At 44.8% G+C, this 16,170-nt stretch carries 12 protein-coding genes; 7 read left to right on the top strand and 5 right to left on the bottom strand.

What is annotated here, in order from left to right; genetic code table 11:
* Positions 1–14: 14 nt before the first annotated feature.
* Together ACYFDN_RS08290 and ACYFDN_RS08285 are read right to left on the bottom strand one after the other, a co-directional pair.
* The gene (locus tag ACYFDN_RS08290) at positions 15–2,570 is read right to left on the bottom strand and encodes a glycosyl hydrolase family 8 (RefSeq protein ID WP_483510722.1); all 2,556 of its coding nucleotides are present in this window, start codon (positions 2,568–2,570) and stop codon (positions 15–17) included.
* 316 nt (positions 2,571–2,886) lie between these two features.
* The gene (locus ACYFDN_RS08285) at positions 2,887–3,597 is read right to left on the bottom strand and encodes a pirin family protein (RefSeq protein ID WP_221076323.1); all 711 of its coding nucleotides are present in this window, start codon (positions 3,595–3,597) and stop codon (positions 2,887–2,889) included.
* Between the two features lie 343 nt (positions 3,598–3,940).
* On the opposite strand from ACYFDN_RS08285, the gene rsgA reads away from it, so the two are divergent.
* From rsgA to ACYFDN_RS08270, 3 genes are all read left to right on the top strand, one after another.
* Positions 3,941–4,996 carry a ribosome small subunit-dependent GTPase A gene (rsgA, locus tag ACYFDN_RS08280; RefSeq protein WP_483510721.1) on the top strand — a complete coding sequence of 352 codons (1,056 nt, stop codon included), beginning with the start codon at positions 3,941–3,943 and terminating at the stop codon, positions 4,994–4,996.
* 151 nt (positions 4,997–5,147) lie between these two features.
* A complete protein-coding gene (locus tag ACYFDN_RS08275; RefSeq protein ID WP_483510720.1) occupies positions 5,148–6,560 on the top strand; it encodes an AGE family epimerase/isomerase in 1,413 nt (470 codons plus the stop codon).
* A gap of 229 nt (positions 6,561–6,789) precedes the next feature.
* Positions 6,790–7,695, top strand: coding sequence for an SMP-30/gluconolactonase/LRE family protein (locus ACYFDN_RS08270; RefSeq protein ID WP_483510719.1), 906 nt, complete (start codon positions 6,790–6,792; stop codon positions 7,693–7,695).
* 62 nt (positions 7,696–7,757) lie between these two features.
* On the opposite strand, the gene ACYFDN_RS08265 is transcribed toward ACYFDN_RS08270, so the two are convergent.
* The 3 genes from ACYFDN_RS08265 to ACYFDN_RS08255 form a co-directional block, all read right to left on the bottom strand.
* The gene (locus tag ACYFDN_RS08265; protein ID WP_483510718.1) at positions 7,758–8,009 is read right to left on the bottom strand and encodes an HP1242/YdcH family protein; all 252 of its coding nucleotides are present in this window, start codon (positions 8,007–8,009) and stop codon (positions 7,758–7,760) included.
* Positions 8,010–8,144: 135 nt separating this feature from the next.
* The gene (locus ACYFDN_RS08260; RefSeq protein WP_016400918.1) at positions 8,145–8,990 is read right to left on the bottom strand and encodes an enoyl-CoA hydratase/isomerase family protein; all 846 of its coding nucleotides are present in this window, start codon (positions 8,988–8,990) and stop codon (positions 8,145–8,147) included.
* Positions 8,991–9,415: 425 nt separating this feature from the next.
* On the bottom strand, positions 9,416–10,291 hold the full coding sequence (locus ACYFDN_RS08255; RefSeq protein WP_152779946.1) for a radical SAM protein: 876 nt from the start codon (positions 10,289–10,291) through the stop codon (positions 9,416–9,418).
* Positions 10,292–10,595: 304 nt separating this feature from the next.
* On the opposite strand from ACYFDN_RS08255, the gene ACYFDN_RS08250 reads away from it, so the two are divergent.
* The 4 genes from ACYFDN_RS08250 to ACYFDN_RS08235 all read left to right on the top strand — a co-directional run bounded on the left by ACYFDN_RS08250 (position 10,596) and on the right by ACYFDN_RS08235 (position 16,152).
* Positions 10,596–11,585 (top strand): zinc-dependent alcohol dehydrogenase family protein, encoded by a 990-nt coding sequence (locus ACYFDN_RS08250; RefSeq protein WP_483510717.1) that lies wholly within the window; start codon positions 10,596–10,598, stop codon positions 11,583–11,585.
* Between the two features lie 246 nt (positions 11,586–11,831).
* Positions 11,832–13,214, top strand: coding sequence for an MATE family efflux transporter (locus tag ACYFDN_RS08245; protein WP_483510716.1), 1,383 nt, complete (start codon positions 11,832–11,834; stop codon positions 13,212–13,214).
* A gap of 21 nt (positions 13,215–13,235) precedes the next feature.
* A complete protein-coding gene (locus ACYFDN_RS08240) occupies positions 13,236–14,129 on the top strand; it encodes a LysR family transcriptional regulator (protein ID WP_483510715.1) in 894 nt (297 codons plus the stop codon).
* 289 nt (positions 14,130–14,418) lie between these two features.
* Complete coding sequence (locus ACYFDN_RS08235) at positions 14,419–16,152, top strand: hypothetical protein (protein ID WP_483510714.1); 1,734 nt, start codon at positions 14,419–14,421, stop codon at positions 16,150–16,152.
* Positions 16,153–16,170 lie beyond the last annotated feature (18 nt).

Raw genomic sequence — 16,170 nt, 5'->3', positions numbered from 1 at the left:
TTTAATCAATTGGCTTAATTACAGCTTGAGCCACCAAGTGTGACTACTTCAGCTGGTGTGTTTACTGTGCCTTTAGAGCCTTGAAAACCAAAGGTCACCGATTGCCCAGGTTGAATGGTCGAGTTCCAAGATAACGAGCTAGCCACATAAGGCTGGCTACCGGTTAGCGTGCTATTCCAGCTGCTAGTAACGGAAGACCCGTCACTGTATGCCCAGCTCACTTGCCAGCCATTTATCGCAGTTGTGCCTTGGTTGCTAATAGTAATACTGGCCACAAAGCCACTATTCCAATCATTATCTACCGTGTAGCTACACACCGCACCGCCAGGGCCATTATCTGAGTTGCTAACATCAATGCTTACACTATAAACATCACTAGCACCCTTACCATCGCTTACCGTTAAGCTTGCTTGATAAGTACCAGCAGCACTGTAACTGTGGCTAGCTGTAGCCCCTGTGGTGCCGTTGCTATCACCAAAGCTCCAAGCATAACTCAGCACATCACCGTCTACATCGTTTGCGCAACTAGCGTCAAAATCAATTGACTGACCAACTGTTACCGCGTCACTGCTCACAGTAAAACAGGCACTAGGGGGATTATTCACCGTAGTGTCTGTTACCGTAACAGACACAGTAGCACTTGCCTCTAGTTGCCCATCGCTAATGGTATAGCTAAAGCTATCGCTGCCCGAGTAATTGCTTTTTGGCGAGTAACTTAAACCGTCACCTACTTGGCTAACACTGCCGTTGCTTGCTTGGGTAAAACTCACAATGCTAATAGTATCGCCATCCGGATCACTGTCATTTTGCAAAACACTAACCACTAGCGGCGTATCTTGAGCAGTTGTAACACTGTCATTTACCGCCACCGGAGATCGATTCTCGGTAGGTGGAACTACCGCATCACATTCTCCAGCAGGGCAATAAATCTGATAGTTACCACTTAATGCCAGCATGCCAAACATATATAAGGTGCCATCGTAATAACGCCACTGACCACTAGGCACTGGAGTATCCCAAAGGGCTTGCACAAACTCCCAAGCTTGTTGATCGTTAGCCGCTAAGCTAGCTAAAGCATTCATGGCCACTAAACCAGGTGAGTGGTCGCTATTGTTTTGATAAGGCGTACCATTAAGCTCATACAGGCTTGAGTAAGAATCTATCCCTTCGCTCTTAAAGAAGGCTTGCAAGCTATTTACATATTGAGTTTGCCAGGGATCTTTTTGCCACCATGCAAAGTCCATTGCGGCATTACCAACGGTGCGCCAAGCATCATATTGGAAAGTGGTTTTCCAAGCTTGAAACTCGCCATGCGGAGTGCCATCAAAATAAGCATAATCGGGGCTTAAACCATTGGCTGGGTTAACGGTGGTTTTCAAAAATGCGCGACTGGTAATAGCAATGTCCGCCCAAAATTGATTGTTGTTGTTCGCCCAACGCGCCCACAACTCGTAAAATGCAGGAAGGTGGTAGGAAGGATCTGTCCAGTTTCTGTCATAAGGTGTGGCTGGAGAGAACACAATTTGTTTTTCATTGTGATCAAACAGACTAATTTCTTCTAACTGACCTTGATTGTTGTAACGCATCTCGCCGTTACCGTACATATCATCAAGGATCTGATTAGCTTGCGCGCTGTAATTGTAAATACCTGTGCCATCACCCCAACGGTGAGAAGCAAAAAACAGAGCTGTGGCAAAGTATTCTTCGCCATCGGGCGCTGGGTAGGCATCTTGTACATCACCGGCGGTGCTTACCTTCCAAGCAAAGTATCCTTTGTTAACACCCGATTTGTTTAGTGAGTAAGTGTGCGCCCATTTCCAAAGCTTGTTGAAGTCGTCTTGACGGTTCATTTGCACCGCCATCATCATGCCGTAAGACATGCCCTCACTACGAACATCGTTGTTGCCTACATCCCAGATGTAGGCCATATCATCACCCACCGGAATAAATATCGCTTTATTGGCGGTATCAGTATTATGAAATAGCTGGTCATATACCGCTTGAACACGTGCTTCAACCTCAGCTTTTGAGTAGCCAAGCTCGGCAAACATATTGCGGTATACGCCGGTATTGTATGCGCCATCACTTGGCAATACTGGCGCCGCAGGCAAGGCAGCTATATCGCCTACGCGATGCAGCTCAAACCAATCTAAATAGGTATCGTTACTGCCATCATCGGTTTCTAATTTAAACGAAAGGCTCGAGTTAAGCGGCATCGTGTCTAGTTTAAAACTAATGCTAGCAAGCGATGCAGCAGTGCCCACAAACTCTGTTGCACCTATTTTTTTATCATCAAGGTAAACACTAATACCCGCTGCATTATTGGCGCTACTTGCGCCGCTAATATCTAAACGAAACTGGCCGGGTGTATTACTAATTTGCGCTGTTGCTTGCACCCCATCATTGTTTGCATAAGCTGCAACACCGTTAAACGGACTATCAATTGCGCTTGAGTAACCGGGTAACAAACTTCCATTTTCCAGCTCAAATTTTTGTAGTAACTCTGCTGAACTTAATGGCGACCATAGCGCTAGGCTCAATAAAGCCAGCACGGGTTTATTTGAGATCATTCCATTTATCCTCTTACATAGTTGGCCCTGAGTGGCAGGTGTTGGCTAAGGCTATGAACACCCCTCACCTAACAGCTCAAGTTATTGTTTGTTGTTTGCTGTAGTTGCTTTTATATGCAGCGCAACCATAGCAGTAAGAGGAAAAAGCCCAAGTTAAAATGTAATCTATCATTATGAGTGGTGAAAAATTGTACGTTTTTATGTTTTTTTTGTGAACAAGATAAACATATGTTAACGCTAACATAGCCTATATATAAGGGTTAAACTAAGAAATAGATATTACTTAATGGATAATAAAATCTGCCAATTACGCGGTTCAGGCACTGGGCAAATCAAACCAAAGCGCTTCTAGGGCGTAGCTTTCCGTTTTTATACTTAAGGCTTCTTCACCTGATACACCTACCCCATCGCCGGGCCGAACCGTATAAGCACTGCCAGAAGCTTGCTGCAAGTTTGCTGCACCGCTTACCACATGCAAATAGCCACACGCTTTCATCACTTCTAATTCAAACTGGCTATTCGGCTTAAGTGCAAGACGATATAGAGCGGCGTCTTGATTCATAATTAGCGAACCATCGCGGCCATCAGGAGTAACAAGTGGGGTTAGTAATTCCCCTTGGCTAATCCGTGCTTGCTGGTAGGCAGGAGCCAAACCAGTTTGCTGCGGTTTTATCCAAATTTGCAAAAACTCTAAGTCATCAACATCAGAGCAATTAAACTCGGAATGACTAAGCCCAGTGCCTGCACTCATGACTTGAATATCACCGGCAGGAACTTGATAGCGATTACCCATGCTATCTTTATGTTCAACGGCGCCATGGGTTACGTAGGAAATGATTTCCATATCTTTATGCTGATGGGTGTCAAAACCCTTACTGGGCGCAACACTATCTTGATTAATAACTCGCAATACTGAATACCCCATGTGTTTGGGGTCGTAATAATTGGCAAAGGAAAAACTGTGCTGGCTTTTAAGCCAACCTAAATCAACAGATCCGCGTTCACGTGCGGGTCGAAAATAATGCATACCCTACTCCACTTCTCTTGCTCGTGTTAGTAATTAAGCTTTAATAAGCTATACGCAGTTATTCATAAGATCGTTTTAAACAGTGTGGCTGTTAAGCCTTAAAGATCCAAGACCTGATTTGTCTCAATAGTTATTCAAGTAATTGTGGGGTTCGCCCACATCATTTGCTATTATTTAGCCGATTTTTAGTCAATAGCGAGGATACAAAATGATTGTAATCACACCTTCTCGGGCTCAGGAACAAGCGTAACTCTGTTACTCCTGCTCAGCCCGGTTATTACCGGGGCGTAACAACGACCCCTATATTCTTTTTATAGCACAACTGTGCTTGGGGTAATCTCAAATGGGTATTTCTTTTTCTCTATCTCAACTTGGATGGAAACCCTTTTTTCAACAACAACTTAATTTAAACGAACTAAGTTCGTACACTGCTGCGCGCGTATTTGAACAGCACCGCAGTGAATATTTGGTCGCCAGTGAACTTGGCTTACAACGCATCACCATTCACCCCAATATGCCTAAAATGGCCGTAGGTGACTGGTTATTGTTAGAGCAAGCCAATACACCCGAGGCTAAATTTGTAAAGCATCTCGAACCCGCTACCTTATTTAGCCGTAAGGCAGTAGGTACCCGTGCAGAACTACAGCTAATTGCCGCCAATGTAGACACGGTATTTATCGTATGTTCATTGAACAATAACTTTAATCTAAGCCGTATTGAACGTTATTTGGCCTTAGCTAATGAAGCTAAAGTAGACCCAGTGGTGGTGCTAACTAAAGCCGATACTTGTGACGACGTACCCAGCTTTATCCAGCAAGTACAAAAGCTTGATCCCATGTTAATGGTTGAAGCAGTCAACTCGCTGGATGCCAACGAGGTGGCCAAACTTAACCCTTGGTGTAAGCAGGGCCAAACGGTTGCTTTTATGGGCTCTTCAGGGGTGGGAAAATCTACCCTAATTAATACGCTGTTAGGTGAACAAACTAGCCAAACAGGGGAAATTAGAGAAGCCGATAGTAAAGGTAGGCACACAACCACGGCGCGCTCAATGCATCTAATGGAGAACGGTGGCTTACTGCTAGACACTCCCGGTATGCGTGAGCTACAACTCAGCGATTGTGAAGAAGGGGTAAATGCCACCTTCAACGATATTACTGAGCTCGCCGAGCATTGTAAGTTCGCCGATTGCCAACACAACAGTGAGCCCGGCTGCCAAGTGCAACAAGCCATAAGCCAGGGCCTACTGGATGAAAGGCGCTTAGTGAACTACCACAAACTAATGCGTGAGCAACAGTTTAACGCCGCCAGCGTAGCTGAGCGACGAGCCTCCGATAGAGACTTAGGCAAGTTTTATCGACGTGTTCAAAACAGTGTTAAACAGTTGAAACAACGCGGGTAAACCTTATAGGCGATAGCGTATTGCTATCGCCTATCTTTCAACCATCCTATCTATCAATAAGTCACCTAAAACTGTGTACTAACACTGATTTTTTCTATCGATGCTCAGATAAACTCTTAAGCGATGGCGTTTTAGCTTGAGGAAATAGACTGTGAAACGAGTATTACTCAGTGTGTGTTTAATTGCTAACGGCAATGCCCAAGCGGGCGATTTGCAAATCCCTTCTGCCCAGCGTTGGCTTGATAGCGTAGAGAACGAGCTGGCTCCTTTTTGGTTACACCAAGATGCTCATGGTTCACCGATAGGTAACTTTCCAACTTATCGTTGTAACGACGGCTCCGCTTTTACTCAGGCTAGCCCCTGTTCTGAGCTCAACGCGGCTCCCAGCTGGATGAAGCCCCATTTGGGAGAAAGCTACACCCGCATGCAGGCTAGGCACACCTTTGTTTATGGGGTGATCTTTCACCTCACTGGTGATAAGCAGGCCTTGCAACTCGCCAAGGCTGGCGTTGACTACTTGCGCACGCATTTATTAGAAGAGCAAGGCTCGGTAGTGAGCGTGACCGAAAACGGACAATCAAAATTTTCAGCTAAACAACGTACCACTCAAGACCTTGCCTACGCTCAATTAGGCATGGCCTTTTACTACTACTTAACTGGCGATAAAGCAGTACTCAATGACTTACTAAAAGTTAAAGATTACATATTTGATAAATATTGGGACGAGCAACAACAGCGCTTGCGCTGGGTAAATGCGGCATCCACCAACGGCACTGGAGAAGAAGTTGAGCTTGTGGCACAACTCGACCAAATAAACGCCTATATGTTGCTAATATCGCCATTACTACCAGAACCTCACAAAAGCCAGTGGGATAATGATCTTTCTAAACTGCTTAACACCATCACGCAGCAGTTTTTGCGCCCCGATGATTTTCGTTTTTGGGGCACCAAGCATGGCGATAATTACCAACCAGACTCTGCTCGGCATAATGATTTTGGTCACACGGCTAAATCTTGGTGGATGAGTTGGTTAGCCGCCGAGTATTTAGGCCAACAGCAACTTGTTAGCCAAAGTAAGCAAGGCCTTCAGGCTACCTTGCAAGCCGCCTTTATTGAACAAGGCGAAGGCGGATGGCGTCGCCTGCCCAATGGCGCTCCAGCTATTTGGTGGGAATATGCAGAACTCGATCAGGCGGCGGCAAGCCTAGCTTTAGTTGAACCTAAGGCTAAACGCTACTTAGCTAATACCTATCCACAATGGTTTGAGCGCTTTATCGCCGAAGATGGCGGCACCTATCCGGTTGCCAATCAGGGGCTCAAAATTCATCTTTGGAAAAGTGATTACCACGCGCTCGAGCATGCACTCGTCGCCTATCTCACTAGTGCTCAACTAAATGGCGAAAGTGCCCGTTTATACTTTGCCATGCCCGCAGAGCAAGCCGCTTTGCGCCAACCTTATTTTTATCAAGCAAAAACAAGCCAAGCCAAAGCCTTTGGTAACTGGCAAGGTTTAGCCATTAGCCAAGTTAACTACCAAGATATTGGCATTAAGCGAGCGAAATAAACTGTTAAAGCACTTGGCCGACTAAAACTGTTCGGCCAAGTGTTTAAAGTGCTCTTAATAATAACGCCCTCTTCTACAAGCACCTCGTAACTCCACCTGTCCTTAACTCACAAAGATGCTGAAACCCGATGAAACAAAACATCCCCAAGCTACGAAGTGTTACCATCGATAAGGGTTTAATGAGATGAGATAATCCCATTCAGTGGGCATGTGTAGCAAAGGAACAAGAATGTCGAAGCAATATACTGTGGAATGTATTTGGCAAGCCGAAGCGCGTTTAGGCGAAGGCGTTGTATGGATAGAGCAAGAGCAAGCGCTCTATTGGGTAGACATTCTTAAAGAAACTTTACACCGCTATCAGCCAAGTTCAGGAGGGCAACAAAGCTGGTCGCAAAAGCCAATGATTAGCGCAGTTTTGCCCACCCAAATACCCGGAGAAAGCACCACCTTTGTCGCCACCTATGCCGACGGCGTTAAACTATTACGCGACGGAACAGTTTATCCTTTACTAGACCCAGAACCTCAATTGCCAGACAACCGCCTTAATGATGCTTGGGTTGCTCCAAATGGCGATCTTTGGTTAGGTTCAATGGATTGCCAAATTAAACAAGACTCAGGAAAATTTTACCGCTTAACGCCAGCGCTTAGCCTTAGCTCATTAAGTGAAAAATACTGGGTCACCAATGGCCCAACGTTCTGTGATAAACAAGGCTACGGCTATTTTGTAGATACCGAAAACTTTACCATTCTTCGTAGCAAGTTAACTGATGATGGTGATGCATCAACATTGGAGCCTTGGCTGGAGATTGACCGTAGCTTTGGTAACCCCGATGGAATCACTATCGACGCAGAGCAACACATTTGGGTTGCCCACTATAACGGTGCTCAAGTAAGCCGCTATACGCCAGAGGGAAAACTCGAACGGCAGATTGCCATTCCAGCACTTAATGTCACTAAATGTGCCTTTGGCGGGCCAAACTTAAGCACCTTATATGTAGTGAGCGCTCGTGAAGGCATGAGTGAACAACAGCTGCGTGATTACCCACTAAGTGGCGGCGTTTTTGCCGTAGAGCTTGAAGATATTCAAGGTGTAGCAACACCGGCATTTGCGATCAAAGAATATCCGGCGCCTTAAAGAAAGACTAACCTCAGCTCATAGGCTCAAGCGCTAAGGCTGAGCCTATAAACTATTTGCTCTTACTGTTCCGTTTCCGCTTGCAAGATCCGCTGATAGAGCGAGTCTTTTAGCAGAGAACGATCGTGCTTCAACTGGTGCATGGCTTGATCGTCAATCGGCGAATTACTGAGTTCTAAATCTCTAATTTTATTGTCTAAGTCTTCGTAGTGCTGAGCATCTTTAGCAAAATTTTCGTCGCTGTTAACTAAGCTTAAAATACTTGCTTTAGACTTTGGGAATTCGTGCAGTAATGAATGGCTTTCACCTAGCATAGTGAACCTCTTATTTTGTTGATTGGAGTGAATAAACTATTCGCTTTAGCGCTTGGCTTGATGAGCTATAGAAATAAGAAAGCTCCTCGTTTCTCTTTCGAGTTAACACAGTAGGAGCTTTCTTGTTAGCTTGTTCTAGTTAATATCTTGAACATTCATAACTAACTGTTCCCAGTTACGTTGGTTCTCGATATCGTGCTCTAAGCCCTGCTCGTCGGCAATTTGGAAACGCTTAACAGCCGGTGTTTTACTAGTCGCTTGGTATAGCCAATAAGCTTCTGCTTTAAGCGCTTCATCTATCGGTTTATCGATTGACTCGTACACCATCTGCTTACAAGCGTTAATTGATTCTGCAGGGAACTTAGATATACGTTGCGCGAGCGCATCAACATAAGGACCAATTTCATCGGGTTCTAAGGCCTTATTAATGGTGCCGTAAGCTTCAGCTTCGTCGGCACTAAAATCACGTGCGCTTAATACAATTTCTAAAGCGCGGCCCAAACCCACTTGGCGAGCCATACGTGAAGCACCGCCACCACATGGCAAGATGCCCATGCCCACTTCCATTTGCATAAATTTGTATTTGCCGCGTGCCGCAAAGCGCATATCACAAGCTAGGGCAAACTCATGACCGCCGCCACGGGCAAAGCCTTCGAGTTTAGCAATGGTCGCTTGAGGCAACTTGCTAATGCGCTCAAGCACTGCTTGTAAGTCGAGTAGTTTTGCGTCTTCGCGAGATACCGCCTCAGTCGACATGTCTTTAAGCAAGTCCGTATCATAATGACATACCCAAATTTCTGGATTTGCCGATTGAAATACCACCACTTTTACGCTGCGATCGCGTTCTAAACGCAGCGCCAAACCATTTAGGTCAGCTAGCATCTCCTGACCTTGTACGTTAACCGTTCCAAAATCAAAAGTGACATATAAAATCGCGTCATCTTGTTTTGCGCTAAATGTTGTGTAGCCTTGGTAAGCCATATTCAGTTCCTTCCATTTTATGATTGTTTCGTTATCAGCCCGTGGATAACTAATTACAAAGTATTCCTAGCTCATTGTTTAAACAATCAAAGAAAAAACGAAACTAAATAAAGAAAAGATTAACAATGTAAGCTATTGAATTTAATGATTAATATAGAAGTTAAACATAAGAGAAACCTAATTAATGAATGGCTATAGCAAGGTCGAAAAGTGTTTCTGACCTGAACACACAAAAAGCAGTTCATCACTACAAACCGAAACTCGCTTAATAAGAAAAATCTTGAGAAATAACCGGTGGTGGTGAATGGCAAACTGGCATTAAAGAGTCACTTTAAGCTTTATTTAAACCAACAAAAAAGCGGCTCTAGTGCAGCCGCTTATTAACTTGATATTGAATGTTTTAGACTAAATCTCTGGGCAACTGTCTACCATGCATAGGTCTCAATCGCATTTTTCTTCGCCATTGGATTATGCGCGATATGCTGATTAATGTTCTGCAAGAAAGATTGGCGAACCTCGGGCCAAACACCGCGCATAGACGCTATGTTGTTACCATGGTCACCCCAGTAATAACACGGGAAATCATCCATGTTTTCCAGCAAATACTTTTCCTCTTCTAAAATCTGTAGCGGTGTGGGTAGTGCAAACTCTCCCCGGTGTAGCTCCCGCTCCAACTCGCTACCCGGTTGAATAGCAAGCGCCATTGGCGCAATCGCATCTGGACGCATAATATTAAGCAAACTAGTGGTGTTTTTCGCATGTTCAACAGAACGCTCTTTGCCACCAAGACCAAAAATAAACGAGGCAAGCACTTGAATGTTAGCTTCACGCGCCATCTCCATACCTTTAATGGCATGCTCACGTGTCATGCCCTTTTTAATCCGCTCCAGCACAATAGGATCGCCAGACTCTAATCCAGAATAAGCTGTAGTAAGCCCCGCCGAACGCAATTCTTTTAGCTCCGACATACTCTTACGGCGAAAATCGTTAAAGCCCGAATACAGCGCCAAGTGCTTTAGCTCAGGAAAGGTCACTTTAATTTTATCAAGGATCTTTAACAGCTTGTCGGTGCGCATCGCCATTACATTGCCGTCGATAAGAAATATTGACTCGACCTGGCGATGTAACAATCTCGCTTCATCAATGTCTTTAAAGATCGCCTCAAGCTCACGCACTTTAAAACGTTTGTCGTCGAACATAGTACAGAAGGTACACTGGTTATTGCTGCAACCTAGCGTGGTTTGAATAAGTACACTCTTGGCTTCCATCCAAGGACGATAGATTTTACCTTCATAATGCATATTAGGCTCCTCAACCTAGGGCGTTTATTGCCGAGAAGTCTACTGCTAAGTCTGAGCAGGAATAAGAAAGTGAAACGCATAATCAGTGTTAATAAAAATTTAATAATGCAGCTAAGGTAATGTCGCTAATAAACCTGCTTCAAAAATGTTATTAGGCCTGATAGGTCTCACTTTTCCAAGTGACACTTAATTATTAACAAAAACTTAAAACTGATTTTGTATTTGTCCTTCTTATCAAACTAAGCATGCTGCCTATACTGAACCCCAATCAATGACAAACAATAACGGATAGAGGTTCATCATCATGAAAGCAACTGTGATTCGCGCATTCGGTGACAGCAAGGTATTTGAAACAGCAGAAATAGCCAAACCAGAGCTTAAATCAGGTCACCTGTTAATAAAGGTTGCGGCGTCTAGTGTTAACACCATCGACATGATGATTCGTAACATGGGTGAAGCCTTACCTTTTCACCCTAAGCTCCCAGGTGTTTTGGGAATGGATTTCGCAGGTACAGTTGAAGCGGTTGGTGAAGGCGTAAGCAACTTTAAGGTTGGAGATGAAGTTTACGGCTGTGCTGGTGGTCTTGGTGAACTGCAAGGCTCGTTAGCAGAATACATGCTGGCAGACGCGAATTTAGTGGCTCACAAGCCAAGCAACATCTCAATGCGAGAAGCTGCTGCGCTACCGTTAGTGGGTATTACCGCCTACGAAGGTTTGATTAGAGCTGGCATTACAGCAGGCCAAAAAGTACTTGTTCATGGCGGCGCCGGTGGCGTGGGACATGTTGCACTACAACTTGCTAAACATTTTGGTACTGAGGTTTTTGCAACTGGTGCCGCTGGCGAACAAACTGATCTCATCGCAGCGCTTGGCGCAACAGCTATCGACTTCAAAACCGAAGCCGTTGCAGACTATGTTGAAAAGTACACCAAGGGTGCTGGTTTTGACGTAATTTTTGATTCAGTGGGCGGCGCCAATATCAATAACTCAATTGAAGCGGCCAAGCTAAACGGTCAGATTGCCACCACGCTGTCTATGCACGAACAAGACTTAACCATGGTGCACATGAAGGGCTTGTCTTTACATGTTGTGTTTATGCTTTTACCAATGATCTATAACCAAGGTCGAGCTGCACACGGTAAGATCCTAGAAGCACTGGCAAAAGTTGTTGAGGCCGGTGAACTAAAACCAGTACTTGATAGCGAACAATTTGCCCTAGCCGATGCCGCGGCAGCGCATAATCGCCTAGCCAGTGGTCAAGCAATTGGCAAGGTTGTCGTTGATATTAACTAAGGTCTGTTGATCTTTGGTGTTGAAATTTTGTTCGGGCAGCATTTCTTAGCCATTTATTCAGCGTTAGCGAGTGATTATTAAGCCCACTTAAATGCACACTCACTGCCTTGCCTAAATGGCTAATAAATTGCTGCAAAAACCATCAGCAAAGGCCAACAGACCCTAGTCGCTACCCATAACGCTTAGTGGCTTGCCGTAAAGTAAGCCACTGCTGTTTCTGCCCTCACCGAAACCAAGGTTATCTAGATGTTTGCCGTATCGCCAAGCTTAACACTTATCATCAAGCGCACACTGCCACTCACCGTGGGTTTGTTTGCGATTATGTTGGTGCAACTGGTTGATTCAGTATTTATCGGCATGCTTGGCCTTAACCAACTTGCGGTTCATGGCATTACCTTACCCTTTCAAGCAGCGTTTATTGGAATTCAAGTAGGTATTGGGGTTGCGGCAACGTCTATTATTTCTAAAGCCTGTGGCGGCCGCGATAAGCTAAAATCTCAAACCGTTGCCACATTAGCAGCGGCTGGCGGCACCTTGTTTATCACCTTACTGGGCGTGGTGTTGTGGCTGTTACAAGAGCCAATATTGGCGACCTTCATTGCCTCCGATTTAAGCTCGGCAAAACAACTTGCCTTGGCAGCGATCTTTAATCGCTATTGGCCAGTTTGGCTGCTAAGTGCTATCTCTGTTGCCGCGCTATACTTGGTATCTTGTGTCTATCGAGCAAATGAAGATACAAAAACCACCGGACAGATGTTCCTGTTGGCCAGTATAATCAACCTGATACTAGACCCTTTGCTTATCTTTGGTTTTAACATGGGCATAGTAGGGGCAGCCCTTGCCTCTACCTTAAGTTACGGCATTTGTACTCTGTATATGCTGAATAAAGCACGCGGCAAACAGTGGTTTGCTGCTATAAACTTAAGCTCACCCAGCAGCAGTACTAAGCAGCTAGCCATACAAAACTCGCCCTATTTTTACTATGGCAAAGAGTTAATTCGCACAACGGTGCCAACCATATTGAATCAGTCGCTGCCCTCATTAAGCGCCTTTATTTGTATGCTACTAATTGCTCAGATTGGCACTGAGGAAATCGCCTTCTGGAGCTTATTATCTCGACTAGAAAGCTTTCTTCTGGTTTTTACTTTAGCTTTAACTATGGCTATTCCCCCAATTGTTGGCCGCTACCTTGGTGAAGGTAAGCTAAACGAAATTGTTGAGGTGTTAACGGTTACCGCTAAGTTTTTACTGATGTTTCATCTAGTAATTGCTCTTACCGCAGCGATTAGCTCGCCCTATATTATTCCGCTAATAAGTGCTGATATGATGATGCAAAACTGGTTTAGCATCGCTCTTTGGATCATTCCTTTTAGCTATGCACCTCTTGGCCTTTGCATGCTAGTGGTTTCAGCATTTAATGCCCTAGGGGAAGCTCGCCGAGCCTTGTTTGTATCTATGGTTCGTTTATTGGTTTTATATGTTCCAGCCATTTGGCTTGGCACAGCAACACAAAGCATTATTCAAACAATTGTCGCGGCTTGTATTGCCAATACACTTGCAGGCGCTTACGCATGGTTTAAGCTAAAACAGTGCACTGCGCTTCACTTTACCCGTTCACAACTTGCCTAACAAAAAGGTCTAAATAACACGATGAATATTGAGCACCTCCGCTTGTTTGTAAGAGTCGCAGCCACCCATAATATTAGCCTTGCGGGAAAAGAACTTGGCTTGTCTGCACCAGTAGCCAGCATGCATATCAATAAACTTGAAGAAAGCATTGGCGCTCGACTTATTCATCGCACCACCCGTAAGGTTTCACTCACCGAGGAAGGCGAAGCACTTTTGCCCTATGCCGATGAGATACTGGCCAGTGTTGATGCGGCCCGCTCAACAGTGGGAACAGGCAAAGCCCAAGCAACGGGTACAATAAGAATTACCGCTCCCGCCTCCTTTGGCCGAATGCATGTTATACCTGCTCTAAAAGGCTTTTTAGATAAGCATTCAGAGCTATCTGTAGATATTCGTTTGACCGACTCCATGATAGATATGATTGAAGGTGGCTTTGATGTCGCCATCCGAGATGCAGATCTGAAAGATTCAACCCTTATTGCCAAAAAGCTAGCTACCGATAAACGGATTATCTGCGCCTCACCGGATTACCTAGCGGCTTACGGAAACCCAACATCCCTCGAAGATTTAAAGCATCATAGCTGTATTAAGCAGATGGGTTTTGATACTTGGAGCTTCAATACCTCTAATGGCCTGCAAAACATAAAGCTAAAAAGCAGAGTTCGAGTCGACCACGGAGAAGCAGTACGCGACGCAGCCTTGCAAGGTTTGGGGGTTGCCATGTGTGCAGAGTGGTTAGTCTACAAGCAGCTAGAAAATGGCAGCTTGGTCGAAGTGCTACAAGATTATAGCCTTAATGATGCGGCCGCCATTTGGGCGGTGTATCCCAGCTCTCGGCTTTTGGCACCTAAAGTGAGAGCCTTTCTTGATTACTTCGCAGAATACTATGGTGCTCCCCCTTATTGGGAAAACTAGGAAAGATTATTACTCTCCCCCCTAATAAAACACTTAGGCGATGCCTTAACCGGATAATTGGCAGCCAAATTTAAGTTCATTGTTGAGCGTTATATCGCCTTTAAAGTGCCCTACAAAACACCTTACAACTTAACCCTAGGCTTAATACAAAACCGCTAATTAATTGTTTAGTCACTTATTAATTGAAGTGCATTTTTATCAATGATTTAATAGCCCCTTTGAACCTGTAAAGTTGAAGCTAAAAGCGTTTCATCTGAAGGTAGTTAATCAAATATACACGGAGTTTTAGATGAAGAATGTTCTTATCGCAGGCGGTTTGTTAGCCATTGGGGCCGGAGCGGGTGGCTACTGGTATTCTCAGCAGGCTACAAACCTTAATAGCGAAGCGGGTGCACTCGCGTATATTCCTGCCGATACTGCGGTATTTTCTGCTCAACTAAAACCGTTCCCAATCAAAGCCTATGTTGATTCAATGGCAGGTTCATACAACAATTTACCAAGTGACGCCTTTGCCGAAACAGATGTAAGTGACCCACGCGGTAAGTTTTTCATTGCCTTATTCGAAAGCTACAACGAAGCACTAAAAGACGGGCAAACCTTTGTAGATACCTTTGGTTTAGCCAACGATATTCACAGCTACTTTTATACCTTAGGCATCATTCCGGTGATGAAAGTAGAAGTAAGCAAAGCCGATGCTATTTGGGCTTGGTTAGATAAAGCCGAACAGCAAAGTGGTTTTAGCCATACTAAACAAACGCTTAGCGGCGTTGAGTATCGCGCTTATCGTTTGAGCGATGACAGTGACTCAGAAACCGCAGATTTAATCGTAGCCGTAAACAATGGCCTACTTACCATTACTTTAAATACCTCGCTTAATGAAAACAGCTTGTTAGAAACGGCATTAGGTCTTAAACCAGCAGAACAGCCAATCAACGCCACCACATTAATCCAAGACAGCCTAACCAAGCATGGCTTCATGGAAGAAGGCATTGGCTTTATTAACCACCAAGAGATTGCTAAAGCAATAACCACAAAAGATGGAAACCTACTGGCAAAACACCTTACTAAGTTAGCCCAAATGGATAATAGCAACGAGCTTACAAGCTTACGGACTCCAGTTTGTGAGCAAGAGTTTGCCAGCATTACCGCTAACTGGCCAAAAACGGTAATGGGTTTTGATAGCTTAAGCATTAACGACAAAGAAAGCAGCTTTGGCGTGCGCATGGTGGTAGAGAGCAACAACAGCGTATTACTTAGCGCCTACCAAGCGATGAGTGGCTTTATTCCTTCTTATGCTTCTAACACCGAAAATGCGGTATTTAGCATGGCTTATGGCATTGATGTAAACCAACTGGTGCCTTCATTGCTATCAGTTTGGGAAGAAATGCTTACCCCTGATTACCAGTGTGAGCCGCTACAAAACGTGCAAATGGCTATGCAGCAACAAAACCCAGGCATGGTTGGCATGATGACCGGCATGGCTAACGGCCTTAAAGGCATTGGCATGGCAGTATTTGATTACAAACTGGCTGACATTAGCCGCCCAGAAGAGCTAGAAAGCTTAGATGCCATTATCAGTGTCTCTGCCGATAACCCAGGTGCCTTGTTCGACATTGCCAAACAGTTCTCACCAGAGCTAGCCAGTATAAGCTTGCCAGCCGATGGCACACCGATTGATGTTAGCCATTTACTGCCGCTACCACCTACCACCAACATACAGCCCCAGCTAGCACTTAAAGGTAACCACCTAGTGTTGTTTAACGGCCACCGTGCTGCAGAAGTGAGTCAGCAACTAGCGTCAGAGCCAGTGGCGAACAACGGGCTTTTAAGCATGTTCATCGACTACCAGCAAATGTTCGAGCCGATTATTAGTGGTATTGAATTAAGTGGAGAAGAAGTGCCACAGGAATTGATGGACTTAAAAGACTACCGAATTAAAGCGCAAATGAATATGGCCGTGAATGACCAAGGTATTTCTTTTGGTTCAAGCATGACTAGCCAAGCAGACAACGCTGTAAACTAAGCAAGTCTTTGCAACCAA

This window comes from Agarivorans sp. D1326, from assembly GCF_056958115.1.
This window is presented reverse-complemented; position numbering and strand designations above follow the sequence as displayed.